We start from the raw sequence: 26,735 nt of genomic DNA, 5'->3' as shown, positions 1-26,735 counted from the left end.
TTTTTTATCCATCACGAGCCAAGCAAAAAGCGATTTTATAGGGGCTAGGTCTGCCTTGTCTTATTGTCACACGATTTTTGCCCACATATTACTTTTGAAAAATATTTTTTGTTTTTATTTTTTTATTTCTATAAGTAATATAGTAAAAATCATAAGACAGATAAAAAACTTAATAAAGAAAGTAAAGATAGTATCGTATTTAAATGCTGTCTTACGATTTTTAAACTTAAAAAGACAAGTTTTTATTAAATATCCTATTTTAGGCGTTTTAGCTGTCTTACGATTTTTTTCAAATCATAAGACAGACAAGACAAAGGGTTAAAAGATGAACGAAATTCAAAAAATCGCCTTTGAAATGTTTTTAGATAGCGCTTGCTACGAAAACGACTTTAAGCCTATAAGCGAAGAGGCTCTGGCTGAGAAATTAAAGGATCGTGGGTTAAAAGCTTCAAGCTCAAGCATAAATCGCTGGAAAGCTAAATTTAACTGGAATGAAGCGGTTAAAAACAAAGTAACTCTAGCCATGAGTGAAAACAAAGATGTAGTAGCTCTTATCACAAGAAGCTCTCTTGAAAGCGCGGTTAAAAATACCAAAGTCGACATCGAGCGAAATAATGTCTTGATAGCGGCAAGTTACGAGGCACTTGAGATTGAAGCTCTTGAAATTTTAGAGAAGAAAAAACGTGGCGAGAAATTAACCAAAGAGCAAGCAGACATGCTTAAGTTTATAAGCACTCTTAGCACTATGCGCCATGACAAGATGCTTGATCGCCAAGCCATGATGCCGCCTGAAGCGGTAAGCGCAAATGAGATTATAGAGAGATTTAATCAAATAGAAATCGAGGTAGAAGATGATGTCATTGAAGCAGAAATTAGCAGTGATGATAACTAGAGCTTTTATAGCTACCTTGGTTATAGGTTTTGTAATAGTTACGCAAATTTTAGTTAATTTATTATAAGGAGTATAAGGTGAAAAATTTTAGGGGAACCCCGCTTGCGGGGACTTTAGGTGGTTCGTCCCAAGCCAAAAGGGCGACGGTAGCGACCGAATGGAAGCTAAGGGAGCAAAGCTCCTTGCCGCAAAGCGGGCTTTTCCCGATTGAGGAATAAAAAATGAACGTAGGATATTTCAAACGTATGGAGTACGTTAATGAAAACGGCGATAAGATAGGCTATACAGGCGGGATGTTAAATTTCCCGTTTCTTAGACCGCTTCAAGTAGCTCTTTTAAGGACAAGCAAAGAGGATAAAGCCAAAAACGCGAATTTCCCTGATTATCAGATTGCGCTTCAAAAGCCTAAAGGCTACGAAGGCGCTAGGCAGATCATAGGTGCTTTATGGCACAGACAAAGCAAGGATGGGGCTAAAAACTTCATTAGCGGCTATATAGAAAGTCCGCTAATTCCCGGATATAAAGCCTATATCGCGCTTTTTAACGTAGGGCAAAACGCTAAAGAAGACATGCTTTATGATGTAGTTTGGAGCGCTCCGCAGACAAGAGAGCGCCAAGACGTGCCGCCTGCGGATGCAAATTTAGACGCTTCACCTTACGCAGAAGATGATGTTATACCGTTTTAAGGATTTAAGATGACAATAAGAGTAGACGTAGACCTAGAAGAGATATTAGAGGAGGTAAGCGAAGATGAACTCCTTGAGCGCTTTGAAACAGAGGAAATTACAAACCACTTAAAGAGACGATTTAAAGATTACGGGCATGAGGCTTGCTTAGAAACTATAGCCGACACTATAAACAATATCAGCGATCCCAATACTATTAAATCTATAGCTTTTTATTTAAAAGAAGATGTTGCAAAGCTCCTTATGCAAGGCATAAAATTTTACTACGGAGATCATGATGAAAAACGTTAAAAAGATATATGTTTGCTCGCCGTATACAGAGCTTAAGGAGATAGGAGACGGCGACGTCCGTGCCGCCGCTCTTGCCTCGATGAAAAGTGCTAGCACTTTTTACGCAGATGAGCGCGTGGAGCTTTTTAGCCCAGTACTTACAAATATGTATACCTGCGAGCACTTAAGCCACGACGAGGCTATGAAGGTATGCTTTAATCAGCTTAAAAGTTGCGATGAAATTTTTATCAGCGCAGGCGGTAACTCCATGAGAGAGATAATGTTTGCACTAGGCTCTAAAGGCATAAAGATGGAGTATGAGTTCGCCAAAGAAAACGGCATAAAAGTATCTTTCGGCGATATATATTTTAGATTTATATACGAAAAGGAGTTAGCCTATGCAAAAGCTTGAAGCCAAAATTCCGTATTTAGGCTCCTTGCCTGATCAAGATAAATTTTACGAAGTTATCAGCGTTGATTACGAGGAAGCATGGATTAGAGTTTGGACGGATGAAAGGCACACAAAGATTGCAGGCGGGGAGTTTGACCCGGCATATTGTGAACTTCGTATAGCCAAAGACGGACTGTTTGATTAAAGCGATAAAAGACTCTCAAATGCAAATTTTAGATTTATTTAGCGGTATCGGTGGTTTTTCTGTAGGTTTTGAGAGTGCAAACTACCAAGACTATGACTTTACCAAGCTACCTATAAATCAAAAATATAAAAGTGATGGTTTTTATAAAACTATCGCTTTTTGTGAAACAGACAAGAATTGCCAAAAAGTTCTTAAAAAACATTGGGCTAATGTGCCTATTTTTGAGGACGTCCATACTCTTGATAAGCCTACGCTTGATAAGTTGGGAGAAATAGACATAATTACCGGCGGCTTTCCTTGCCAAGACTTAAGCTTAGCCGGCAAAAGAGTAGGCATACAAGGAAGCAGAAGTAGTTTATTTATTGAAATTTTAAGGATAGCAAATGTCACAAAGCCAAAGTTTATTTTGTTTGAGAACACTCCCGAACTTGTCAGAAACAAACAATACTTCAAAATTTTTACGCAAGAGCTTAGGGAGCGTGGATATAGATGTAGAGCTTTTTTACTACGAGCAGATGCCTTTGGATACCCACATAAAAGACAAAGAGCGTATATTGTTGCCTACTCCGACGAAATCGGACAGTTTTGTGTTGAAACGCTTTTCGATTGCCTCTCAAATGGAAACACACAAAAACCATCAGAAGAAATTATTTCCATATATCGTCGATACCTTTGGCGAAACAAAAACGGATATAAAAACAATATCCGAGACATACGAAACGATAATGGGTTTCCCGAAAACGTGGAGCGAGTTGGAATATTAGGCAATAGCGTAGTGCCTGAAATAGTTGCGAGATTTGCAAGGTTTATAAAATACATATAAAAGGAACAAGCATGATAACCAAAAACGAGCTCAAAGATGTCGCGCTATTTTCTATCGCCTACTCTATGCTTGAGTATGACGATGGCGATGATAAGTACATCACCAAGCAAATCACCGCAGATCTTGAAAGGCTAAAAACCGAGATGCTTGACATCTTGCAAATTTATAAAAGCGAAAGCAAGCGCATTATGAACATCATAGATAAAGTTCATCACGCAGTAGCGGTTAAAAAAGGTAACTTCTGTATAACCGCTCCGCAACTTGCGCTATCTTTGCTTTGTCTATTTTTGCCGCCAAACGAGCGCAAATTTAAGAGACTTTGCGAACCGCTAACGAACTTTTGGGTAAAGAATGAAGAGCTTATCCGCTCGATTATTGTTAGAGCAAACGACGGCAAATATGAAAATTATGCCCAGGCCAGCGAGCAGATAGCCTATATCTATATAGAAAATATTTGAAGGACAAAAGATGAGAGAATTAAAATTTAGAGTGTGGAACACAATAGACAGAAAAATGCTTAAGTGGGGCGATATTTTTCACTTGCCAGCTTGGGAAATTTTTCCAGGCACGCCAGAGCAAAGAGCATTTGATATTATGCAATACACAGGGTTAAGAGACAAGAACGGCAAGGAAATTTACGAGGGGGATATTATCAAAAAAATAGGAGACATTAAAACCTACTCTATTGTTTTTGATGGTGTGTTAGCCGCCTATCTCATGGATGACGGCACGGGCGGCTACGGGTTAAATCAAATGCTACTGCGGGATTTTGAGGTTATAGGTAATATCTACGAAAACCCAGAATTATTAAAGGATAAAAAAATGAAATACAGAAAAAGACCAGTAGAGGTAGAGGCTTTTAGGCTGGGTTGTGAGCCTATGCCAGGTTGGTTTTTAAATGAGGTTAAAAAAAACAATATAAAAACTAGTACCTTTGGTTATACACCGAACGAATCCGGGGATTCGTTTTACCGTGATGAACTACAAGCACGAATAAAAACCTCAGAAGGCACAATGTATGCAGAGGACGGAGACTACATTATCAAGGGCATCAAAGGAGAAATTTACCCTTGTAAACCTGATATTTTTGAGGCAACTTATGAGAAAGTTGAGGACAGTCAATGCTAGATAAAAACACAGCTTTATCATTAAGAGCAATAATGCATAGAATCGATACAGTAAGGCACGATTTGTCAGAGATGGGTATGTCTATTCAAAAGACAAGCCTCGATGACAAAGAAAAACTAAAAATGCTTAGATCTTTAAGACACGCTCAATCAGAGTTATACGACATAAACCACGAAAAGGAGCTAAAATGAACGATACATGGATAACATCAAAGGAAGCCAGAGAATTACTAAGGCTTAAGGGGGCAAATATTTTATGGACATTGTCAAAAAAAGGGCTTATCAAGCGAAACAAAGTTAATTCCAGAGTATGTTATTATTCCAAAAACAGCATACTTGCTTATATATCAGGACAAAGCCTTGAGAGATAATCTGCCCACCACTGCATTAAAGCCGCTCGCTCTTTTAAATTTTTCGCATGATTGTAGGCGGCTTTTATCTTATTTCGCTCCGTATGGTCCAAACAGAGCTCTATTATGCGCTCGCTTAAACCATGTTCCACCATATGTTCGTGGCAAATAGTACTAAACATGGCTCTAAATCCATGCGGGGTTATCTCTTCGTTACTATACCCTAAATTTCTAAGCATTGATCTAACCGAATTATCACTTATAGGTTGTTTAGTTGTTTTTACCGAAGGGAAGATATACTCGCTTTTAAACTCAAATTTTTTAAAGTCTTTCAAAAGCTTAACAGCTTGATTTGATAACGGCACACTATGAGGCTCTTTCATCTTCATTGAATTGCCAGGAATTATCCACATTTTATTTTCTAGATCTATCTCAGACCACTTTACGGCCCTTGCGTTAAAAGGTCTTTGTGCTGTTAAAAGCCCAAAAAGAGCAGATGTTATAACCCTAACATCTCCATAATATCCTTGTATATTTTTTATTAAATTTCTAATCCCGTTTTCGTCAAGTATAGCCGCATAATGAGTCACTTTAGGTTTTTTAAAAAGAGCTTTTTTCTCTATATCAAGAGCTACATTATGTTCTAAATAATCTTTAACCAAAGCCCATTTAAATAAAGATGTGATACTGGCAAGCGCTCTATCAAGCGTTTCAAATTTTCCATCTTTATTTAACTCTTCAGTAGCCTCTATAATGTCTTTTCTTGTTATGCTTTTTACATCCTTACTTCCAAATTTGGGTATAAAAAATCTTTCATAATACCTCATATGAGTAAAGGCTTGTTTAGCACTAACCTCCTTGCGTTTATAATCAAACCACTCCTCAAAAACATCCTTAAAAGTTATGACGTTCTTATTATTTTGGACTTGAGGCTCCAGTCCACTTACTAGCATCTTTTGAAATTCAAGCCTTTTCTCTCTGGCCTTTAATAGACTCACTGCAGGGTAAGCGCCAAGACTTATGCGCTTGTATTTTCCGCTCTCTTTACTTTTGAATTCATATATAAAAGTCTTTGTTCCGCTTGGCATAACTTGGATATATAAATTATCCCCATCACTAATCTTATACCTCTTCTCTTTAGGCTTCAATCCCTTGATTTTGGTATCATTGAGCATTTTACGGACACCTACCTTTTTTTATTTCGACATTTATTAAAATGTCCGTGTTATTGTCCGCTATTTTTCCTTATGATAATATAAAATTAAAAGTGATAAAAAGTTTAAAAAAGTGATAAAAATACAGGCGAAATATCGATTTTATCGAAGCTATATATTAAAAAAGAGTGATAAAAAAAGATAAAAGATTTTTAAAAGTGTATAAAATTGGTTGCGGAGGATGGACTTGAACCACCGACCTTCGGGTTATGAGCCCGACGAGCTACCACTGCTCTACTCCGCGATAATAAAAGTGGATGGGGTAAGAGGATTCGAACCTCTGAATGTCAGGACCAAAACCTGATGCCTTACCGCTTGGCGATACCCCAATACCAAATAAGAAAACGTGATTATAGTGATTTTTTTGAATTTTGTCAAGGTTTTATCGCAAAATAGCATATTAAAATACAAAATTCAATTAGAAATTATTTTAAAAACACAATAGATTGACTTAAAGTATTTGCATATATGATGTATCATAAATTCCATCGATACGCTTTTTTACATCATCTTTCCATCGATCACTCAAGCTATCTAAACTCATAAATTTATCCATCAAAGACATATTATCTTTAGGCGAATAAAAAAGACGATTTACTTCCATTACGCTCATTCCAACTTTATCTCTTTGTATAATTTGTACTATATCGCCGGCCTTGCAATAACCATTTTCAAGAACTCTATAATACCATCCGCTAAGCCCGCTTCTAAAAATTTCTTTTGCCATTCCTGCATTCATCCAACGTTTTGATAGTTTAAAACAAGGTTTTCTAGGTTGACTTATCTGAAGCACAATTGAGCCTATTTTATGGATATCGCCGATACATACATTATTTTCATGCATTCCTGAAATCGTAAGATTTTCTCCCATTGCACCAAAAGGCAAATTTGATAAACCCAAGAACTCACTCCATGCAAGATAATTCTCATAAGAATTTGCAAATATAGCCTTTTGCTCTCCACCATGATGCTTTTTATCAGCAACCTCATCTCCATTAAAACCAAATTTATCGGCATAAATTTCATCTTTTGTCGCCACTTTAAAGATTGCGCTTTGCCAAATTTTATTTATTGAGTTAGCTGAATTTGCGTCTCCATAAGTTTGAACTTTGCCTATCAATAAAGCCTTTACAACTGCCATTATCTGCCTTTTTATAAATTGATTAAATTTTATCTACTTTACTTTTATAGCATATTGGCAAGTATCAATATACAAATATTAAGCAAATTTGCAAGCAAGAAAAGCTATAAAGGCTTTTCTAAATAAGGAATATTTTAAAAATTAGACTAATTTTTAAGCTACGTTTTGTAAATTCAGCCTTGCACCAAGCGGTTCATCATCGTCATGAAACTCAAATTTCAATGCCCTAGCCCCAAAACTTTTAGCGATAGCTTCAAGCGTATCTCGAGCGGATTTATGAATTTTACTTTGAAGTTCTGATATCAGCTTGACAGACATCTTCTCGACCTCATTTCTAGCCTCTTCTATAAGCCTATTTTTATCCTCTTCTCTAAATGTGCTTCCAAAAAAGCCGTTTAGCGAATCAGGTAACAAAAATGGGATAAATTTACCGTTTTTTTCATCGTAAAATTTCATATTTGCAATCGAAAATTTATATTTACATGGAGGCATTACTATTAGGTATTCGCTATTTGCCGTATTTATGATATCCATCTTTGGACTAGTTAGATCATATATGAAATTTATCTCAAATTCAAATATCATCGATAGCTTTTTCTCGCTTACCAGCCATCTTAAATACTCTTTACCAAAGCTTCCAAACGCGTGATCGGTCTTTGTGACTATCTCTTTGCTATAGACTTGAAAAACGGAAAGCTCACCAATAGACTTAAGCTGTAATATCTCATTGCTTATAGAAGATTTACTGGATCTATTGCTACTTGAAATTTTAACAATTTTAAACAGCATAAAAACTACAACCAATAAAAAAGCCATAAGTGCTAAAATCATATAATCAATCATATATTCTCCTTTTTTAAAGCTTTTTAGCAAAAAATAATGAATTTAGTATTAATATCACTACTTTATATTAAAAAATTTGTCTAAACTCAAATCCTGCGCCTTTTAAGCTTTTGCTAACCTGCTCTTGATGATCCTTGCCTTTTGTCTCAAGCGTTATGATAATACTTGCATCGCCATACTCAAGCTCAGTGGAGAAGCGATCGTAATCTATCTTAACGATATTGGCATTTGCGGCTTTAAGCGCATCTGTTAAGCTTAAAAGTGCGCCGGGCTTATCTATCAATGTTACTTGTATAATCATCTTGCGAGATGACTTGATAAGGCCTTTTTCTATTATTATATTTAACATCTGCACATCGATATTACCGCCACTTAAGACTATGCCTACTTTAGAGCCTTTTTTGATCTTTGCCTTACCGTGCATAACACATGCTACGCCTACGGCTCCTGCACCTTCTACGACTATCTTTTGATTTTCCAAAAGATACAAGATCGCATTAGCTATCTCTTCATCATCTACTTGCACTATCTCGTCAACGCACTCAACAATATGAGCCAAGGTTATCTCACTAGCGTCTCTAACAGCAATTCCATCGGCTATTGTACGAACCGATTTTGAGTTTATGACTTTTTTTGCGTTAAAGCTATTATACATTGCAGGTGCGCCCTTTGCGCTTACTCCGATTACTTTGATATCCGGATTTACCTGCTTAACACAGCTTGCTATGCCGCTTATTAGCCCGCCGCCGCCGACAGGAACTATTATCATATCAAGATCTGCTATCTCATCAAGCATTTCAAGCCCTACTGTTCCTTGACCAGCCATTACAAATTCATCATTAAATGGATGTATGAAGCTCATGCCGTTTTCTTTGGCATAGGACACAGCGAATTCATAAGCTTCGTCAAAATTATCTCCGCTTAGTAAAACCTCTGCACCAAGAGCCTTAGTACCGGCAACCTTTAAAAGTGGTGTAGATTCAGGCATAACGATAATAGCCTTAGCTCCAAACTCTCTAGCGCTTAAAGCGACACCTTGCGCATGATTTCCTGCACTTGCAGCAACTACACCCTTATTGCGCTCCTCTTCGCTCAAATTTGCTATCTTATTATATGCACCTCTTATTTTATAAGCTCCGGTACGTTGCAAATTCTCTTTTTTTAGATATACGCTAGCTCCGCTCATCTGGCTAAGTCTAGTGCTATATGCAAACGGAGTTTTATCTACAAATCCGCTTATGGTGCGTTTGGCTTGTATTATTTTATTTAACGATATCATTTTTAAACCTCTCTAACTCTATTTTTATACATTTATCTTCGACAAAATTTATATTATTTTCTTTAGCTATTATTTTAGCATTTTTATTTGTGATACCAAGTTGAAGCCAAAGAGTTTTAATGCCTAAATTTATGACTTCCATTATCAAATTTTCAGCAAATTCGCCTTTTCTAAACATAACGGCTATATCTATCTTTTCATCTATCTCACTTAAGTTTCTATAGACTTTGCGACCTAAAATTTCATCCTCTTTGGGATAAATTGGAAAGATATTAAATCCCTCTTTGATTAGAAATTTAGCTACCATATGGCTAGCCTTGCTCTCGTCTGGACTTAGACCTACTATAGCTATATTTTTAGATGTTTTTAATATATCATCAATTATCATTTTTGCTCCTTAAAAGCACTCCGCACTCTATATGAGTAGTATTGGCAAACTGATCAAAAATTGCGAATTTACTTACTTTATGGCTCTTGGAAAGCTCTTTTAGATTCTCTTTTAAAGTGGTCGGATTACAGGATATGTAGATTATATTTTCATAATTTTTTATAAAATTTATTACACTTGACTCAAGACCTGCGCGAGGAGGATCTACTAAGATATGAGAAAAGTTAAATTCGCTCAAATTTATTTCTTTTAAGCGATTAAATTCTCTCACACCGGCAAAAGCTTGCATAAGCTCATCTGCCGAAAGTCTAATAAATTTTATATTATCGACACCGTTTAATTCACAATTTTTAAGTGCGTTTTCAATTGACTTCTTTGAAATCTCCGTGGCTAAAATTTTATTAAATTTATCAGCCATCGGAATAGTAAAATTTCCATGTCCGCAATACATCTCAAGCATATCACGGCTATCTTTTACACAATCTTTAGCCCAACCTATCATCTTTTCATTGACGGCTCTATTTGGTTGAATAAAGGCTCCATCACCCAAGATAAATTTATACTCTCTTTGAAGTATATTCAATCTTTCTTTTAAATTTTCGCTTCCAGTTATCAGTTTTTTGCCTCTACTTCTTGCGATAACAAAAATTCCAAATTCTTGTGCCATGCCATCAAATTCGCTCTTTAAATTTGAAATATCCTTGTGGTACAAAAGCACTACCAAAAGTTCATCTTTGGTTGATATAAACTCGATTCCAAAAATTTTATCTCTTAAATTTCTATTTGTTTCTATATATCTTAAAAGAGGCGGCATAAGAACGACTATTTTAGAATCAACCTTCAAACACTCATCAATCATTACAAATTTTTGATTTTTACCGCGCATAGAGTAGCTTATCTTGTCTTTGTCGTGATAAATTCCAAACTCTGCTCTACTACGATAACAAATTGGTTCCGAAGCAAAAAATTCAAACTCTCCGGCATAAAAATCTTTAAATTCTCGCTCAATATACTCTTTTTTGAACTCTATTTGCTCGGTATAAGGTAAATTCAGAGTGCAGCTTCCGCACTCTGAAACAAATTTACAATCCAAACTCAAATTAAACTTTCTGTCCTACAAATCTAACCAATAACACTACTGCCAAAAAGCCAAGAGGAAGAGCAAGCCATATACTAAGCCCTAAAGATACAGGCATATAACCTACAAGAATACTTACTGCGCATATGCTTAGAGCATAAGGCATCTGTGTTTGAACGTGATCTATGTGATTACATCCTGCACCCATTGATGAAAGTATCGTTGTGTCTGATATCGGCGAACAGTGATCGCCAAATATGGCTCCGGTTAAAACAGCTGAGATATTTACTATCATATAGGCATGAAGTGCGTCTCCTTCAAGTCCACTATTTACTCCTACAGCATTTGCAAGAGGAATGGCAAGAGGCATTAAAATTCCCATTGTTCCATAGCTTGTACCTGTAGAAAAAGATATAAATGAACCAAGAATAAATACAGCTGCAGGAAGGACTATCTTAGGCGTAGAGGCAGATAGCATATCGACAAGATATCTTGATGTGCCAAGCTCTTTTATAACAGAGCTTAAGCTCCAAGCAAGAAGCAAGATAACAATCGTTACTATCATTGTTTTCCAGCCTTTAACCCATGTCTCGATAGCCTCTTTTACGCTAAATATTTTTCTATATATACCTAAAAAGATTGCAACTATAGTCGCTAAAAGCGCGGATTGGAATAGAGCAACGGACGCATCGGCGTTACCAAATGTCTCTCTAAACGTTTCAAACGTAAACGGATTTGCCGTGGCTTTTTCAAGAGCCTCTCCTTGCAAGGCATTTAATCCGCTGAAATAAAAGCTAACAAATGCGCCTATTATAAGGACTAAAAGTGGAATAACAGCATTTGAACTTTGAAGCTTTATACCCTCCTTTGGCTCAAGAGTCTTATCTTCGACATCCACCATTCTTGACTTGGTTGAGTGAAGCTCTCCTGTGCGAGCTCTCCTTTCAGCCTTTAACATACCTCCGAATTCTCGCCCCATAAAAGCGGTACAAACTATAAAAAAGAGCATAAATAAATTGTAAAATCTATAAGGAATTGTCTCGACAAATATTCCAAAGGCATTGATATCTGTTACTCCTATTAGTTCATAACCGTTTTTAATAAGTGAGATTTCAAGCCCCACCCATGTAGAAATGATAGCAATACCGGCTATAGGAGCAGCGGTAGCGTCTATAATGAACGCTAATTTTTCACGACTAACTTTAAATTTATCCGTTATAGGGCGCATAATTGGACCTACGATCAAAGCATTTGCATAGTCGTCAAAAAACACAAATAGACCCATAACCCAGGTTGAAATCTGTGCCGAAATTCCAGTCTTTGCTCTTTTGCTAAGCCATAAAGCTACAGCCTTTGTGCCGCCCATTTTTGTAATTAAGGCAACAACACCTCCGATACAAAGAACTTGAAGAATAATACCGGCATTCCAACTATCTGCCATTGAGCCTACTATGCGTTGAACTATACTTATAAAGCCCTTTACAAAAGAGGTAAAAACACCGTTATTTGCAATACTTATCAAATAAGTTCCACTAAAAACACCTATGAAAAGCGATAAAATAACATCTTTTGTTATAAAAGCCAAAACTATAGCCACTATAGGTGGTACAAGCGTCCAAATACCAAACGTCTGAGCGTTTTTTGCCGCTACTTCAGGATCTACAGCAAAAGCTAAGATAGGTAATAAAAATAAGAATAAAAACCTCTGCACTCTCTTTCCTTTGTATTAAATTTAATTTTTCTCCACATGAAGCCCAGCCCATGTCTGAGCAGTAGCCATCAACTCTATAACATTTATATTAACATGCTTTGGCATATTTATACAATTTACCACAATAGTTGCTATATCCTGAGAGGTTATAGGCTCAAAGCCGGCATAAACCTCATTAGCACGCTCTATATCGCCCTTAAACCTAACCTCGCTGAATTCGGTCTTGCAAATACCAGGCGCAATCTCTGTAACGCGAATACCACTACCTTTTAAATCATTTCTTATATTTCTACTAAACTGTTTTACAAAAGCCTTAGAAGCACCGTAAACATGACTTCCAGGATATGGCCAAGCGCCGGCAGTAGATCCTAAGTTAAATACATATCCGCTCTTTCTGGCAGCCATGATAGGCAAAATGGCTTTAGTAGAATATAAAAGTCCTTTTATATTGGTATCCACCATAGTTTCAAGATCTTCTACATTTGTTTGCAATATGCCTTCCACTCCAAGCGCAAGACCTGCATTATTAACTAAAATTTCAATATCCCTATAAGATTCCGGAATATTTTTTACAGCCTCAAAAACAGCATCTTTATCCCTGATATCACACTCTATTATATGAGTATTTTTTAGCTCCTGAGCCAATTTTTTCAATCTATCAATTCGGCGACCTATAGCGATTATTTTATACCCCTCTTTTGATAGTCTTCTGGCTATCGCATCGCCAAATCCAGATGTGGCTCCGGTTATAAAAGCCGTTCCTTTCACTAGCAACTCCTTCTAATTATCAAAATTTGACTTTAAGCCAAGAGCTTTTAGATACTGTAAATTCGCCTCTTTTTTACCCATTATCGCATAATCAAAAGCATTAAATCCAGCATCATCTACAGCATTTAAATCGACACCTATGGCTATTAAAAATTTTAAAATTTCAACATCGCTTTTACGAGCGGCTTCCATAAAAATAGTCCTTGAAGTATGTTCAAAATCACAAGGTTTTATATAGCTTGGCAAAACCTCACCTAAATTTGAAGTATAAGCAAGCTTTGTATTTATATCAATCGTCCTCTTACTCACATCAGCTCCGTGATCAACAAGTAGCTTTACTAGATTAATATCGTTTAGTCCTACGGCTCTAAAAAGAGGGGTTTGTCCAAGTAAATTGGAATAATTTACATCAGCTCCATTTTCAAGTAAAAGCTCAACACTCTTTAAATTATTAAGAGCGAAAAAAAGAGGACTCTCATATCCGCTATTAATATCTACTCCTATTTGTATAAATTCTTTAAGAATATCTATATTTTTATCATAAAGAAGTGCAGTTTCAAAAGCTTTTTGCAATGAATCTTTAGAAATTTTTCCAGAATATAAAAGCTCATTTATATCATGCTTTGAGAATTGAGGATCGCTTACGCGTTTTTGCACCTCGCTAATATCTGGAATATTGGCTAAGAAATTCTCTTTTTGTATTGCAATCGCAAATTTTAAAAACTCATTTACAATCTTTGTGGCATAGTAAATAGCACTGCCTTCATCCATTCTAAAGCTACCCATATAGTGCTTTATCATGGGAGCAAGAGCTTCATTGTAGTTTTTATTAAATGCTTTAAACAGTAAAAAATTTGAAAGAGTTTGATGCCCCCAATATCTAAAAAATGCTCTATTTTGCTCAAGCTCTTTTTCGTATTGTTCAGCTTCACTAAGTGTTTTTGCATAAATTTCAGGCACAATTCCGGCTTTTAAAAGCATAAATTTAAAATTATTTAAATTTATATCCGCAATTTTGCCTACACAAGAACGACTCTCTGATCTTATTTTGCTTGATATATCAAGCAAATTCTCTATATGTTTTAAATTTAAAAGAGAGCTTGAACACTTAAAGTCAATATCCGTTAATCCAGCCGCTTGAAGATTGAAATTATCAAAAAAAACGCGAGATTTATTTGCTAAAATTTCATCGCAATCAAGCCTGCCGTCATCTAATATACTTCCGAAAGCAAGGGGTACAAAAAATAAAAATAACAAGATAGCCTTGATGGCAGATCTCATTTTGCAACTCCTCTTTTTAAGAATTAGATTAAATCCGAGCCAATCACTCTCATTTTTATAAAATTTTTAAAACAAAATTTTAGTTATGAGATTCTACAAAATTTCGTTTTATACTTTCATAAAGTCCGATTATATAACAATATTTTTTAAATGAGAATGGCTTTTTGCAATATTTAGATAAAACATCTTAAAGAATTTAAATTATTTCTATATTTTACTCAAATTTAACACTTTCAAAAGCATTTTTCAGATTCTCATATAGCGGATGAAAAGGCACTCCATTGACTCTTAGATCGGCAATAGATGTTATAAAATTAGTATCTCTCTCCCATCTTGGCACCAGATGATAATGCACATGCTCAGCTATCCCTGCTCCTGCGGCTTTTCCTAAATTCATACCGATATTTACACCCATTGCGCCAAGCTCTTTTTTTAAAATTTCCACACCTTTTCTTACAAATCTGCTCATCTCAATCCAAGTTTCATCATTTAGGCTTTCAATTTTTTCGACATGCTCGTAAGGTATGACCATAAAATGTCCTGGAGTATATGGATAGAGGTTCATTACACCAAAGCAATATTTAGCACGAAACAAAACTCCGGTTTTTGCGTCATTTTCAGGATGCTTTACAACATCGCAAAATACACATCCGGACATTTTCTTGCTAAAATATTCACTTCTCCAAGGCGCACAAAGATGCTCCATCTCACCCCTCCTTTATGGTTTTAACCGCTTTTACAATATCATCTTGTCTCATAAAATGCTCTCCGATCAAGAAAGCATCGACACCTATTTTATTTAAATTTACAAGTTGTTCGTGATCAAATAGTCCGCTTTCAGCCACTATGATTTTATTGTGAGGCAAAAGCGGTATAAGACGCTCACATAAACTCATATCCATTTCAAAAGTTTGCAGGTTTCTATGATTTATTCCTATTATATTCGCTCCAGCAAAAATCGCCTTAGCGATATCTTCCTTATCGTGCGTCTCCACAAGAACCTCAAGCCCAAGATGATGAGCATATTCAAGAAGCTCTTTTAGCCTAACCCTGCTTAGAGCCTTAGCTATCAAAAGTATAAAATCGGCCCCATAAACAAGAGCCTCAACTATCTGATATTTATCTATGATAAAATCTTTTCTAAGTAGAGGAGTTGCCGTATATCTTCTAATCTGAGTTAAAAACTCCAAATTTCCCTTAAAGTAATGAGGCTCAGTTAAAACAGAGATCGCATTAGCTCCACCATCTTCATAGTTTTTGGCTATAAAAATAGGCTCAAATTCACTTCTAATAATACCTTTACTGGGGCTAGCTTTTTTAACCTCAGCGATTATTTTAAGAGGCTCATTTTCATTAGACTTTAATACGCTCATAACATCTCTAGGCGCATAAGGATTATAAGCAAGACTTCTACCTAGCCACTCAAGAGGAAATTTGGCCTTTCTTTGCTCTAAATCCTCTTTTGTTCGCTCTATGATCTGATCAAGTATCATTTTTTATTCTTCTGCAAACACTCTTTTATCATTCTTATATGATCTTTTGCTTCATCGCTTTCTATAAAATCACTATCATGCATAACTCCTTGCATAAGCTCATCGGCTTTCTTGCAATCTCCAAGTTTAAAGTAACCCCACGCAAGAGAGTCTATATAATATACAGATTTTGGATCTTTTTCAAGAGCTTTTTTAACGAGCTCTATGCCTTTTTTAATATCCACATCGTAATCTATAAGCAAATATCCGTAATAGTTAAAATATACAGGATTATCAAGCTTGCCTACAGACTTTTCAAAGTTATAAATGATCTCATCAAGGCTTTTTTTAGTCATTTTTTTAGAATCGCGCTCGTATTGATATATTGCCATTTTAACCTGATATTCTATATTAAAGCTCTTGTCAAAAATCTCTTTTGCCTTATTATACGCACCATCAAAATCTCCTGTCATAGCATAAATTTCCATCAAAGCATCATTGTTATGATTATATTTTTTTAGAAATTTAATAGCATCTTCATAGTTTTTTTGATAAACATAAATTCCAAGAGCCTTATTTAGAAAATCTTTTTCCTTTGTAATTTCATACAAATTTTCGTAGATTTCAATCGTATTATTAAACTGTTGCATATGGATATAAAAGTCTATCAAAGTCATGCACGCATGCACGCTACAACCATTGATTCTTCTTGATGTCTCAAGATAGCTTATCGCCTCTTGATTTCTACCCATCTTATTATAAAGAAAATCAGCAATCCTGATCAAATTCTCGTCGCTTTTTTCTATATCATAAGCTTTTTGAAACTGAGCCAGCGCCTCTTCATTCTTATGCTGCATAGAAAAAAGAGAGCCAAGCATTATATGACTTCTAGGCTTAGGATCTTTCTTGACCAAATTTTCCAATACCTCTTTAGCCTCTTCAAATCTGTTTTGTCCCATTAGTTTTGCGCCTTTGATGCGCAAAAAATCAGGATCGTCTTTTAAATTTTGCTCAGCAAGTTTTAAAATTTCATTAAAATCAGAGCTATTTGAAACAAATGCGAATTTCAAAGCCTCTTTTAAATAGGTTGTTTTATTAGTTTTTTTAAAAAGCTCTTTATAGATACCAACGGCATCTTCGTGTTTAGAATTATCAACCGCCATAAGCGCTTCAAGTATATAGAGATTTTCATCAAATTTTTTATCTTCGTTAGCCGCTCCTATGCAAAACATGGAAAATATTAATAAAATTCCTACAATCGCCTTATTCCCACGCATTCTCTCTCCAATTCATCAAAATGATTTTTAAAATAATCCCAAAAAGGAAAACTCATACACTGTTTTGGCCTAAACTCGTAAATAGAGCAATTTTTTTCGCTCTCATTAAAAAATATACAGGCATAGCCATCGTTATAATTTTTCTCTTTTATACTAAATTTATAACCATGCTTTTCTAAAAATTTGCTTCTAAATTCGCCTTCATCAAGACTAAGATATCCAGCAAGAGCTGAAATTTCATTTGGACTTATCCATATATATCCACTTTCGCCCGTGCAACACCTACCGCCACACTCAGAGCACTTAGTAGAGTCAAATTCGTAATCAAATCCATCTTGTCTTAGCAATCAAAATCCTCACTAAGAGTATTTGCTCTAGCAAAAATTTCACTAGCAACCTCACTATATCTATCATTTTCAAAAACAAAAACAGGGGGCAATATCTTCATTAGCGCCTTTGAACTCTTTTTCGCCTCTATCATAACTAAATTTGCTTCAATAGTTGCTTTGGGATGAATAAAGCATAGCCTTGAGGGCGTAAATTTATACTTTTTTAAACATATTAAAATTTCACTAAGCTGCTTTGCATCATAACAAAACACAAAAGCTCCATGAGGTTTTAGAAGCGAATTTGACGACTTGATCAAATTTTCAAGAGGCAAAAATTCATTATATCTACTAATTTTTATATGTTCATTCTCGCTTTTTTTGGACCCATCGTGATAAAAAGGCGGATTTGAGACTATAAGATCATATCTTTTATCGCTTTTAAAATTAGAAAAATCGGCTGTAATAAAATTTGCCTCAATAGAGTTTGTGTCGGCATTTTGTTTTGCCAAATTTATATTTGACTCCTGAATATCAAGCATATCAATATTAATACTAGCAAAATCACGTTTTAACAAAAGCCCCAATATACCACATCCGCATCCTACATCAAGGACTTTGCCTTTTGGCTTTATTTTTGACACAAAGTCATAGAGCATCATTGTATCGGAGTTGTACCGATACCCTGTTTTAGGCTGCATGAGCCTCATCGATACACCTTTATAACAAAACCCTGCTTATTATCTGATGTTATTATTTCATTACTATAAGATATGCGAGAAAAGTCTCCAAATTCATCTTTTATAAGCTCTCCGGCAGTTTTTGCCCTCTCTCTTCCTATACCAAAATTCGCATATAAATTTATCTTTTCAAGCTCGTTTTTTGGTATCAGTTGAGCTACTTTAGAGGTAGCTATAAAATTTCCATGACTAACTATAGGTATAATCTCAAAAAAATAGTTTGAATTATAGCGCTGAATAAACTCACTTACTCTATTTTTACACATTGTAGTTGGCTTATCTGAGCCTATAACCATATCATCGCACTCTATAGATGCTATAAAAACCACTTTTTTAGGTACTTCAGCCTTAAAATTTAGCTGAATTATCTTTTTTAAATTATCATTTTCGTTACTTAGATATTCGCTCTCTTGCATAAGCTGTGAAATCTTGGTTTTAAGCTCGGATACTTCCAACGAGAGTGGATTTTGATTATTTTTTAAACTCTGCGTCAATGTTTCATTTTTTTTGGTTTGAATTTCAAGGCTGTTTTTTATTTTTTCTAGCCTTAAATTTATCTCACTTATCTCTTTATCTTTAAGAGCAAGAGTAGAATTTAGCTCATCAATGGTTTTTTTATGAATTTCTACGGCAATTTCCGCATTATCTACTCGTTTTTTCGCCTCCTTGCTTATAATTGCATTACCTTGTATTAAAGATGTGATCTTATCGTTTAATATTTTGTAGTTTTGAATATTTTTTTTATTTGCAAATATCTCACTCTCAAGCCTCTCTTTTTGAGTGGCTAACATTGCATTAAGAGAGGTTATATTTGACTCGCTTTGAATTATCTGTTCATCTTTTTTTAAATTTTGCTCTTTTAATTTAGTTATCTCTTTCTCAAGCTCATCTTTTGTATTTTGCAAATTTGAGCTTAATTCATTAAGCTGTTTTTTAAGTTTTTCAACCTCTTTTTTATGCAAGCTCCACATCCCGGCAACTTCCTTCTCAAAACCACTTCTTTCAATCTGAAGTCTTGACTTAAGATTTTCTATCGTGGCATTTTGCTCTTTATTTAAAGATATAAATTTATCATTTTTTTCGTTTATTAAATTTAACTCCGCAAGCTTTTTCTCAAGCTCTTTTGACTTTAAATCAAGCGATTCTTTAAGCAAATTTTGCTCTCTTTTAAGAGCCTCTATTTCATTAAGTTTTGATTTTATATCTTTTTCGTATTCATTTTTTTTGACTTCAAATTCCTTATTTAAAGTATTTATCATATCTTGACTTGCAGCCTGTATCTTTAAGACCTTATCCTTTTGCTCGGTTTCTACTCTTTTAAATTCAAACTCTTTTAAACTTAATGAATCGGTCATTCTAGCATTTTCATCTTTTATCTTAGAGAGCTCGCCGGTGATCTTTAAAAGCTCTTTTTCAAGTCTTAGCTTTTCATCCATCTGAGTCTTTAGATTTTTGCTCATTTCGTCACTATTTTTTGAGATTAGCTGAGCCTTATCCCCTTCAAACTGATTAAGCCTATTAACCATTTCGTTTCTTAAAGAATCAATCTCATTTTGAAGCTTGACAATCTTTTGAGATGAAATTTTAGAGCTTTGCAAATTTTCGTTTTGGCTCTCCTCTAGTTTTTTCGTAAGATCATTTATTGTCTCCAAATACTTCTCAGAGTCCATTATCATTCTTAAATTTATATTTTTATATGATAGGCTTGCATCTTTAGAACTTAGTAAATTTGCTATCTCTAAATTTTTACTCACTAAATCTATATTGTCATCATAAAGTATCTTGTTTTGAACTCTTAGGTCGCTTACTTGACGTTTTAATTCCTCTAAATCACTAGGTATAGGCTCGTTTATGCTGCTAATTTTTAAATTTTTCTCATAGCTTTTTGGCGTTAGAAATTTACCGTAAGTATCAAGATTATCTTTTTTAACATATTTTTCCTGCTCGTTTCTAGGAAGCTCATCAAAGCTTAAAACATGGATAGCAACCTCATTTTGATCTTGCCTAGGATTATATTTTTTACCGGTATTTATATATACAAAATATAAGCTAAGTGCAAGTAAAATGCCAAACAGTGCAAATAGAGTTAAATTTACAATTTTAAGCCTATTCAATTAGATATTGCCTTTATCCTTAATGCTTTGTATTACTTTATGCGCGTGATTTAAAGCTAAAACTATAGAACCGCCATGTTTTAGCACTATATCACCACCTATATAAAGCCCTTTTACACTACTTTCATAGTCATCATCTACGATTGGATCCTTATCGGCATCTAGCTTTACACCGCATTTTTGTAAAAAATCAACGGGAGTAGAGCCACCTATAGCATATATTATACGATCAAAGATCTCACTTGTTCCATCAGTAAAAATGACTTTTACCTTTCCAGACTCATTTTCAAGCCCTTCAATATCTACGCCAAGCTTTAAATTTAACTTATTGGCATTAAAAAGTGCCATAACAGCAGCCTCATTTATATCGTTTAATCTGGTAAATTTATCTTTTCTATAATTTAGAGTTACATCGTTTCTTTCGCTAAGATCTACCGCATATTCTGCAGCAGAGTTTCCTCCGCCCACTACAATTATTTTTTCATTGCTAGAGCAAGAATCAAGGTTAAAATTTACAACAGAATTTAAAGATGGCGGAATTTTGTAGCTAGGTTTATTAGGACGCCCCATTTTGCCTATTGAAATTACCACATTTTTAGCTCCGTATCCTGCTGTTGATGTAGTTATATGAAATATGCCGCTATCTTCTTTTTTAACACTCTCAACCTCTGAATTAAACGCGGTATCAATCTCATTGTTATCAAGCAACTCATCAAAATAATCAAGCGTGCTCTCTTTAGTGCCATCATCGAAACCAACTATTCCGTGAATAGTGCTATCTTGACCCTTGTAGCTTTTATCTACACGTTTATTGTCTTTATAAAATTTCCTTATCGTTTGACTATGATTATCGCCTTTTTCCAGTAATAAAACGTTTTTAAATCCATTTGCTTTGGCCTCCACAACGGTAGCGATTCCACATGGACCTCCGCCTATTACAACTATATCATATACACATCTCATATACTTTCTCCATTATTTAATAATTTTTATTGATAATTTAGCAAAATTTCTATTAAAAGTTAAGTAAATTTATAAAATTTTAAAATATTTAAAGTATGAAGCTTGGTAATTGTTATCTTTAAATACCAAAACAGCCAATATGACTGCCTTGGTATTAAATAATAAGTATATTAGTTTTTCTTTACAAAATCAGCTATTAAGAAAGCAAGTTCAAGAGCCTGATCAGCATTTAGCCTTGGATCACACTGAGTCTCATAGCGATTTTCTAAGCTCTTTTCGGTTATATTAAACGCGCCGCCCACGCACTCTGTTACATCTTGACCGGTCATCTCCAGATGAACTCCGCTAGCATAAGTGCCTTCAGCCTTATGAATTTCAAAGAAGCTCTTAACTTCCGATAAAATTTTATTAAATTCACGAGTTTTGTAGTTATTTGACGCTTTTACGGTATTTCCGTGCATAGGATCTATGCTGTATAGTATATTTAGCCCCTCTTTTTTAGTCTCTCTAAGTATCAAAGGAAGCCTATCTCCTATCTTATCAGCACCCATTCTAACGATGATATTTAGTCTTCCCGCTTCGTTGTTTGGATTTAGCTTTTGACTTAGTTTTATTACATCTTCTCCGGTTGTATTAGGTCCGATTTTAACTCCGACTGGATTATGAACTCCACTTAAAAAATGCACATGAGCATCATTTAGTCCTCTTGTTCTTTCGCCTATCCAAAGCATATGTGCTGAGCAGTCATACCAATCTCCGGTCAAGCTATCCTCTCTGGTTAAAGCCTCTTCATAAGGTAGAAGCAAAGCCTCGTGAGAGGTATAAACTACTGTCTGATTTATCTCTTGGGTATTTTGAGAATTTATACCGCAAGCCTCCATGAAAGCAAGCGCTTGACTAAGTTGCCCAGCTAGTTCGTCATATCTTTTTCCAAGCTCGGCTTTTTTAATAAAGCCCAAATTCCATCTATTCACCTCGTGAAGATCGGCTAAACCTCCACGCGCAAAGGCACGAAGCAGGTTCATCGTGGAAGCTGATTGATAATAAGCCTCTATCATCCTCTTTGGATCAGGAACTCTGGCGGCTTCGTTAAATTCAAAACCGTTTATGATATCGCCTCGGTAACTTGGCAACTTTACACCATCAACCTCTTCAAAATCGCTACTTCTAGGCTTTGCAAACTGTCCTGCAACTCGCCCTACTTTTACGACCGGGCAACGTCCGGCAAAAGTAAGAACAATGGCCATTTGAAGCAGAACCTTAAACATATCTCTAATATTATTTGCATTAAAATTTGAAAAGCTCTCGGCGCAATCTCCACCTTGAAGCAAAAAAGCATCACCGGCGCAAACCTTAGCCAAATCTCTTTTTAGATTTCTAGCTTCACCGGCAAAAACAAGAGGAGGAAGTGATTTTAATTTATCTTCTACGCTTTTTAACTCTTGCGAATCAGGATATACTGGCTGCTGTAAAATATTATATTCTCTCCAAGAGCTTCTAGTCCAATTCATATCATACCTTTTAAAAATAAGCTAGATTCTAGCCAAAAAGAACTTTTATTACAAATAAAAACAGCTTTTGAACCAAATTTGGCTCTATCAAGTAACATTTTTCGCTCTCTCAGTTTTGATTAATTACACAAAGAATAAAATGCACCTTAAAAAATAAAAAAGTAAATTTTATGAAAAACTACGAAAACGAAACAAAATCAGGGATGATATATGGTCTTAGCGCATTTTTGCTATGGGGGCTATTTCCAATATATTTCAAACAACTATATGAGCTAAATTTTGCCGAGATAGTATCTCACCGCATTATTTGGTCGGTAGTGTTTTTGTATATCTTGCTAAAATTTGGCAAAAAGCTTTTGCAAACTAAGGCTCTGTTTTTAAATAAAAAAACAGCAATTTTATTATTTGTAAGCGGAATTCTTATAGCACTAAACTGGTCTATCTATATTTACGCCGTGAATATAAACAAAATAGTAGACGCCAGTCTTGGTTATTTCATAAATCCGCTATTAACTATGCTTCTTGGCGTAATAGTATTAAAAGAGAAAATTTCAAACGCAGGAAAAATTGCGATATTGATTGTTTTTATCGCTATTTCTATCCAAATTTATGATGTGGGCGGACTTCCTTTTATATCTATTATCTTGCCACTATCATTTGCTGTATATTCGCTTGTTAGAAAACAAATTAAGATCCCTTCATTAGAAGGATTGTTTGTAGAGACTACTATGGTAGCACCAATAGCACTTATAGCCCTGTCTTTCATCGGTGCAAGCGGAGATGGACACTTTGGCTTTTCGTGGTTTGGGATTTTTATAACACTTTGCGGACCACTTACTGTGATACCTCTTCTACTCTTTAATTCAGCCACACTAAGACTGAATTTAAGCACAATTGGTTATATGCAGTATATCTCTCCGACTATGCAACTTTTAATAGCAATATTTTTTTATAACGAGCAGATAAATAACGCCAAAATTATATCTTTTATACTTATTTGGATTGCCCTTGCTATAGTTAGCGTATCTTCAGTGTATGCGAATAAAAAAGCAAAAATTTAGTATAATCTGGCTTTAAATTTAGGTAAAGGAAATTTATGGATATTTTTACTATGACTATTATAGTCTCTCTTGCGGTAGTTGCAATTATTTATATGCAAATTCAAAAAATAACACAAAATATCGATGCAAGCGGAGTAGTAGCAAATAATTCTCCTGAAAATTTAAGACAAATTTCTGTAGATAAATATAAGAAATTTTGCGAGCTGATTAACAATGAACTAAGAGAACTTAAAAATATGGCACTTTATGACGATGCCTTAAAAAGCGATGATTTAAAAGACAAATTTTTAGAAAGTCTGAGCGAAATGAGTAAGAAATTAACTTTTATAGAGACTATGAATGCCAATAAAGATAGTGAAAAATGGGAAGCGGAGCTATTTGAAATTCTAAACAAACTTGATACTTTAATAGATGAAAATTTAAAAGACAGTGAGAGAATCAATGATGAAATCAGAGATAGACTCAAGAGCGAATTTGATAGGATTTAAGGCTAAAATATTAAAAATTAAGTAAATTTGGTGTAGTATTGCTTTTTTGATTTAACAGTCAAAAAAAAGGAACCACATATGAGCTACACCAAAAAAGACCTCATAACAACTTCAAATTTAACCAAAGATGAGATTTACCACTTCTTAAATTTAGCCAAAGAGTTTAAAGCTCTAAACAATTCAGACGTGAAAAAAGCAAAATCTCTTTACGGCAAAACGACGGTAAATGCGTTTTTTGAAAACTCCACGCGCACAAGAACCAGCTTTGAAATCGCAGCCAAACGCCTTGGAGCGGACGCCATAAATTTTAGCTCTTCGCAAAGCAGTACTAAAAAAGGCGAAACTCTAATTGACACTATAAACAACATAGTTGCGATGAAAACCGATATCGTGGTAGTTAGGCACTATAGCTCAGGCGCTGCGAAATTTGTCGCGGCAAACACTGACGCTCACGTGGTAAATGCAGGCGACGGACTAAACGAACATCCAAGTCAAGCCCTGCTTGATCTTTTTACCATACTTGAACACAGAGGAAATTTAGAAAATTTAACCGTAGCCATAATCGGAGATATATTTCACAGCCGCGTAGCTCGCTCAAACATCTACGCCATGCAAACTCTTGGTATAAAGGTTAAGCTGTTTGGACCGCCTATGATGCTAACTGGCATGGAGGCTTTTGGTTGCAGGATTTGCAAAAGCATGCAAGAAGCTCTTGAAGATACCGACGTAATCATCATGCTAAGGATCCAGCTTGAGCGCCAAGATGACGAGGTTACCTTCCCATCCGTGCGCGAATACTCAAATTTCTTTGGCCTTACCAGAGCCAAGATGAAATTTGCCAAAGATGACGTGATGATACTTCACCCGGGACCTATCAACCGCGGAGTAGAGATAAACTCGGACGTTGCCGACGATCCGCGCTACACTCACATACTAAATCAAGTCGAAAACGGAGTTGCCGTAAGAATGGCGATCCTTCACACTCTAATCTCAAACAAACAAGGCTAAAGATGACAACGCTTATAAAAAACGCAACTATAGTAAATTTTAACGAAACCAAAAAAGCAAATATTCTAATAGAAAGCGAAATGATCGCTGATATCACCACCGATGAGCCAAAGACGGACACTATCATAGACGCAAATGGCAAGCTTGTGATGCCTGGACTCATCGACATGCACGTGCATTTTCGCGATCCCGGGCTTGAATATAAAGACGATATAAACTCAGGTAGCGAAAGCGCGGTCGCCGGAGGTGTCACAACCTGCCTTCCTATGGCAAATACAAACCCGATCAACGATAATGCCGTAATCACTCGCGATATGATCGCCAAAGCAAAGGCAAGAGGGCTTATCGACCTGCTTCCGATAGGTGCTATCACAAAGAGCATGGACGGAAACAAAGTCGTAGAAATGGGCGATATGATAAACGCAGGCGCAGTTGCCTTTAGCGATGACGGCTTACCCGTAGCAAGCAGCGACGTGATGAGATATGCGCTTGAATACTCCAAGCACTTTGGCTCGTTTGTGATAAACCACTCGCAAGACTGCTCGCTGTGCCACGGCGGACATATGAACGAGGGGCGAGTCTCGGCGATTTTGGGTATAAAAGGCATGCCAAGAGAGCAAGAGGAGATCATGGTATCGCGCGACCTGCTTCTTGCAAAGCTAACAGGCGGACATATCCACATAGCCCACGTCAGCTCAGAGTGGTCGCTAAAGCTCATTAAACAAGCTCGCGATGAGGGCATAAACGTCACTTGCGAGGTTACGCCGCACCACTTTACATACACCGAAGATGAGCTTATGAACTACGATACAAATTTCAAGATGTCACCACCGCTTCGAACCAAAAGCGACGTAACAGCCGTAAGGGAAGCCATCGCAAACGGCCTAGTGGACGTTATCGTAACTGATCATGCCCCGCACCATGACGATGAGAAATTTATAGAATTTGATAAGGCTCCGTTTGGAATTTTAGGGCTTCAGACTTTAATACCGCTAACATTAAATTTAGTAAGAGACGGGCTCATAAGCTATGAAAAAATGGTCGAGCTAACCTCTACAAACGCAGCTAAAATGCTAAATTTAAAAGATAAAGGTGTGATAGCCAAAGGAATGCTTGCTGATCTTGTCATAGTAGATCCTGATATGGAGTATGTCTACGATAAAAATTTAAATAAATCCAAATCAAGCAACTCTCCGCTCATAGGCAAAACCCTAAAAGGCGCTGCCGTAAAGACAATAAAAAGCGGAAAAGTGGTGTTTGATTTCCCTAATGTAGTGGCGTGAAGTTAAAATAAAAACCAAGCTTACAAGCTAAGCAAATTTAAAGCT

At 35.7% G+C, this 26,735-nt stretch carries 31 protein-coding genes and 2 tRNA genes; 14 read left to right on the top strand and 19 right to left on the bottom strand.

Translation table 11 applies throughout. The annotated features are described in order from the left end of the window. Positions 1–325: 325 nt before the first annotated feature. From CDOMC_RS04375 to CDOMC_RS04330, 10 genes are all read left to right on the top strand, one after another. A complete protein-coding gene (locus CDOMC_RS04375; protein ID WP_172128254.1) occupies positions 326–892 on the top strand; it encodes a hypothetical protein in 567 nt (188 codons plus the stop codon). A gap of 221 nt (positions 893–1,113) precedes the next feature. Then, complete coding sequence (locus tag CDOMC_RS04370; protein ID WP_172128252.1) at positions 1,114–1,578, top strand: DUF736 family protein; 465 nt, start codon at positions 1,114–1,116, stop codon at positions 1,576–1,578. Positions 1,579–1,587: 9 nt separating this feature from the next. Continuing rightward, positions 1,588–1,869, top strand: a complete 282-nt coding sequence (locus CDOMC_RS04365; protein WP_172128250.1) for a hypothetical protein — start codon at positions 1,588–1,590, stop codon at positions 1,867–1,869. Further along, the gene (locus CDOMC_RS04360; RefSeq protein ID WP_172128248.1) at positions 1,856–2,260 is read left to right on the top strand and encodes a DUF4406 domain-containing protein; all 405 of its coding nucleotides are present in this window, start codon (positions 1,856–1,858) and stop codon (positions 2,258–2,260) included. The genes CDOMC_RS04365 and CDOMC_RS04360 overlap by 14 nt, the downstream gene beginning before the upstream one ends. Further along, positions 2,247–2,444, top strand: a complete 198-nt coding sequence (locus tag CDOMC_RS04355) for a hypothetical protein (RefSeq protein ID WP_172128246.1) — start codon at positions 2,247–2,249, stop codon at positions 2,442–2,444. The genes CDOMC_RS04360 and CDOMC_RS04355 overlap by 14 nt, the downstream gene beginning before the upstream one ends. 19 nt (positions 2,445–2,463) lie before the next feature. Beyond that, positions 2,464–3,267, top strand: coding sequence for a DNA cytosine methyltransferase (locus CDOMC_RS04350; RefSeq protein WP_172128244.1), 804 nt, complete (start codon positions 2,464–2,466; stop codon positions 3,265–3,267). Between the two features lie 11 nt (positions 3,268–3,278). Then, a complete protein-coding gene (locus CDOMC_RS04345; RefSeq protein ID WP_172128242.1) occupies positions 3,279–3,725 on the top strand; it encodes a hypothetical protein in 447 nt (148 codons plus the stop codon). A 10-nt stretch (positions 3,726–3,735) separates the two neighbouring features. Further along, the gene (locus CDOMC_RS10145) at positions 3,736–4,395 is read left to right on the top strand and encodes a YopX family protein (RefSeq protein WP_185768477.1); all 660 of its coding nucleotides are present in this window, start codon (positions 3,736–3,738) and stop codon (positions 4,393–4,395) included. After that, positions 4,389–4,586, top strand: a complete 198-nt coding sequence (locus CDOMC_RS04335) for a hypothetical protein (RefSeq protein WP_172128239.1) — start codon at positions 4,389–4,391, stop codon at positions 4,584–4,586. The genes CDOMC_RS10145 and CDOMC_RS04335 overlap by 7 nt, the downstream gene beginning before the upstream one ends. Next, complete coding sequence (locus CDOMC_RS04330) at positions 4,583–4,765, top strand: hypothetical protein (RefSeq protein ID WP_172128237.1); 183 nt, start codon at positions 4,583–4,585, stop codon at positions 4,763–4,765. The genes CDOMC_RS04335 and CDOMC_RS04330 overlap by 4 nt, the downstream gene beginning before the upstream one ends. On the opposite strand, the gene CDOMC_RS04325 is transcribed toward CDOMC_RS04330, so the two are convergent. The 19 genes from CDOMC_RS04325 to CDOMC_RS04235 all read right to left on the bottom strand — a co-directional run bounded on the left by CDOMC_RS04325 (position 4,735) and on the right by CDOMC_RS04235 (position 22,850). Then, positions 4,735–5,919: a tyrosine-type recombinase/integrase gene (locus CDOMC_RS04325; protein ID WP_172128235.1), complete on the bottom strand. Its 1,185-nt coding sequence runs from the start codon at positions 5,917–5,919 to the stop codon at positions 4,735–4,737. The two genes, CDOMC_RS04330 and CDOMC_RS04325, sit on opposite strands and share 31 nt — an antisense overlap. 208 nt (positions 5,920–6,127) lie before the next feature. After that, positions 6,128–6,202: transfer RNA gene (locus CDOMC_RS04320), tRNA-Met, on the bottom strand. A gap of 10 nt (positions 6,203–6,212) precedes the next feature. Further along, positions 6,213–6,287: transfer RNA gene (locus CDOMC_RS04315), tRNA-Gln, on the bottom strand. A 122-nt stretch (positions 6,288–6,409) separates the two neighbouring features. Continuing rightward, positions 6,410–7,099, bottom strand: coding sequence for an MOSC domain-containing protein (locus CDOMC_RS04310; protein WP_172128233.1), 690 nt, complete (start codon positions 7,097–7,099; stop codon positions 6,410–6,412). Between the two features lie 153 nt (positions 7,100–7,252). After that, a complete protein-coding gene (locus CDOMC_RS04305) occupies positions 7,253–7,888 on the bottom strand; it encodes a DUF4230 domain-containing protein (RefSeq protein WP_442861617.1) in 636 nt (211 codons plus the stop codon). Between the two features lie 121 nt (positions 7,889–8,009). After that, the gene (gene ilvA / locus CDOMC_RS04300; RefSeq protein WP_172128229.1) at positions 8,010–9,221 is read right to left on the bottom strand and encodes a threonine ammonia-lyase; all 1,212 of its coding nucleotides are present in this window, start codon (positions 9,219–9,221) and stop codon (positions 8,010–8,012) included. Next, complete coding sequence (locus tag CDOMC_RS04295) at positions 9,205–9,609, bottom strand: CoA-binding protein (RefSeq protein ID WP_172128227.1); 405 nt, start codon at positions 9,607–9,609, stop codon at positions 9,205–9,207. Before CDOMC_RS04295 ends, ilvA begins: the two co-directional genes overlap by 17 nt. Next, entirely contained in the window at positions 9,599–10,702 is a 1,104-nt protein-coding gene (gene trmA / locus CDOMC_RS04290; protein ID WP_172129643.1) for a tRNA (uridine(54)-C5)-methyltransferase TrmA, read from the bottom strand. The genes CDOMC_RS04295 and trmA overlap by 11 nt, the downstream gene beginning before the upstream one ends. Before the next feature lie 7 nt (positions 10,703–10,709). Then, complete coding sequence (locus CDOMC_RS04285; protein ID WP_172128225.1) at positions 10,710–12,398, bottom strand: Na+/H+ antiporter NhaC family protein; 1,689 nt, start codon at positions 12,396–12,398, stop codon at positions 10,710–10,712. A gap of 21 nt (positions 12,399–12,419) precedes the next feature. Further along, the gene (locus CDOMC_RS04280) at positions 12,420–13,166 is read right to left on the bottom strand and encodes an SDR family NAD(P)-dependent oxidoreductase (protein ID WP_172128223.1); all 747 of its coding nucleotides are present in this window, start codon (positions 13,164–13,166) and stop codon (positions 12,420–12,422) included. A 12-nt stretch (positions 13,167–13,178) separates the two neighbouring features. After that, complete coding sequence (locus CDOMC_RS04275) at positions 13,179–14,447, bottom strand: ankyrin repeat domain-containing protein (RefSeq protein WP_172128221.1); 1,269 nt, start codon at positions 14,445–14,447, stop codon at positions 13,179–13,181. Positions 14,448–14,661: 214 nt separating this feature from the next. Then, entirely contained in the window at positions 14,662–15,153 is a 492-nt protein-coding gene (locus CDOMC_RS04270) for an HIT family protein (protein ID WP_172128219.1), read from the bottom strand. Position 15,154: 1 nt separating this feature from the next. Further along, positions 15,155–15,940: an indole-3-glycerol phosphate synthase TrpC gene (gene trpC / locus CDOMC_RS04265; RefSeq protein WP_172128217.1), complete on the bottom strand. Its 786-nt coding sequence runs from the start codon at positions 15,938–15,940 to the stop codon at positions 15,155–15,157. Continuing rightward, positions 15,937–17,196 (bottom strand): tetratricopeptide repeat protein, encoded by a 1,260-nt coding sequence (locus CDOMC_RS04260; RefSeq protein ID WP_172128215.1) that lies wholly within the window; start codon positions 17,194–17,196, stop codon positions 15,937–15,939. The genes trpC and CDOMC_RS04260 overlap by 4 nt, the downstream gene beginning before the upstream one ends. Next, positions 17,172–17,543 (bottom strand): YkgJ family cysteine cluster protein, encoded by a 372-nt coding sequence (locus CDOMC_RS04255; RefSeq protein WP_172128213.1) that lies wholly within the window; start codon positions 17,541–17,543, stop codon positions 17,172–17,174. The genes CDOMC_RS04260 and CDOMC_RS04255 overlap by 25 nt, the downstream gene beginning before the upstream one ends. Further along, a complete protein-coding gene (locus tag CDOMC_RS04250; RefSeq protein ID WP_172128211.1) occupies positions 17,537–18,232 on the bottom strand; it encodes a tRNA1(Val) (adenine(37)-N6)-methyltransferase in 696 nt (231 codons plus the stop codon). The genes CDOMC_RS04255 and CDOMC_RS04250 overlap by 7 nt, the downstream gene beginning before the upstream one ends. Next, entirely contained in the window at positions 18,229–20,376 is a 2,148-nt protein-coding gene (locus CDOMC_RS04245; RefSeq protein ID WP_172128209.1) for a vesicular transport factor Uso1p, read from the bottom strand. Before CDOMC_RS04245 ends, CDOMC_RS04250 begins: the two co-directional genes overlap by 4 nt. After that, on the bottom strand, positions 20,377–21,339 hold the full coding sequence (locus CDOMC_RS04240) for an NAD(P)-binding domain-containing protein (protein ID WP_172128207.1): 963 nt from the start codon (positions 21,337–21,339) through the stop codon (positions 20,377–20,379). It lies immediately after the preceding gene. Positions 21,340–21,509: 170 nt separating this feature from the next. Beyond that, positions 21,510–22,850 (bottom strand): class II 3-deoxy-7-phosphoheptulonate synthase, encoded by a 1,341-nt coding sequence (locus CDOMC_RS04235; RefSeq protein WP_172128205.1) that lies wholly within the window; start codon positions 22,848–22,850, stop codon positions 21,510–21,512. 170 nt (positions 22,851–23,020) lie between these two features. On the opposite strand from CDOMC_RS04235, the gene rarD reads away from it, so the two are divergent. The 4 genes from rarD (at position 23,021) to CDOMC_RS04215 (ending at position 26,690) form a co-directional block, all read left to right on the top strand. Next, the gene (gene rarD / locus CDOMC_RS04230; protein ID WP_172128203.1) at positions 23,021–23,911 is read left to right on the top strand and encodes an EamA family transporter RarD; all 891 of its coding nucleotides are present in this window, start codon (positions 23,021–23,023) and stop codon (positions 23,909–23,911) included. Between the two features lie 35 nt (positions 23,912–23,946). Beyond that, entirely contained in the window at positions 23,947–24,399 is a 453-nt protein-coding gene (locus CDOMC_RS04225) for a hypothetical protein (RefSeq protein WP_172128201.1), read from the top strand. A 78-nt stretch (positions 24,400–24,477) separates the two neighbouring features. Continuing rightward, complete coding sequence (locus CDOMC_RS04220; RefSeq protein ID WP_172128199.1) at positions 24,478–25,407, top strand: aspartate carbamoyltransferase catalytic subunit; 930 nt, start codon at positions 24,478–24,480, stop codon at positions 25,405–25,407. A gap of 2 nt (positions 25,408–25,409) precedes the next feature. After that, the gene (locus tag CDOMC_RS04215; RefSeq protein ID WP_172128197.1) at positions 25,410–26,690 is read left to right on the top strand and encodes a dihydroorotase; all 1,281 of its coding nucleotides are present in this window, start codon (positions 25,410–25,412) and stop codon (positions 26,688–26,690) included. Positions 26,691–26,735: the final 45 nt, after the last annotated feature.

Source organism: Campylobacter sp. RM16192 (genome assembly GCF_004803855.2).
Classification (GTDB): domain Bacteria; phylum Campylobacterota; class Campylobacteria; order Campylobacterales; family Campylobacteraceae; genus Campylobacter_A.
This window is presented reverse-complemented; position numbering and strand designations above follow the sequence as displayed.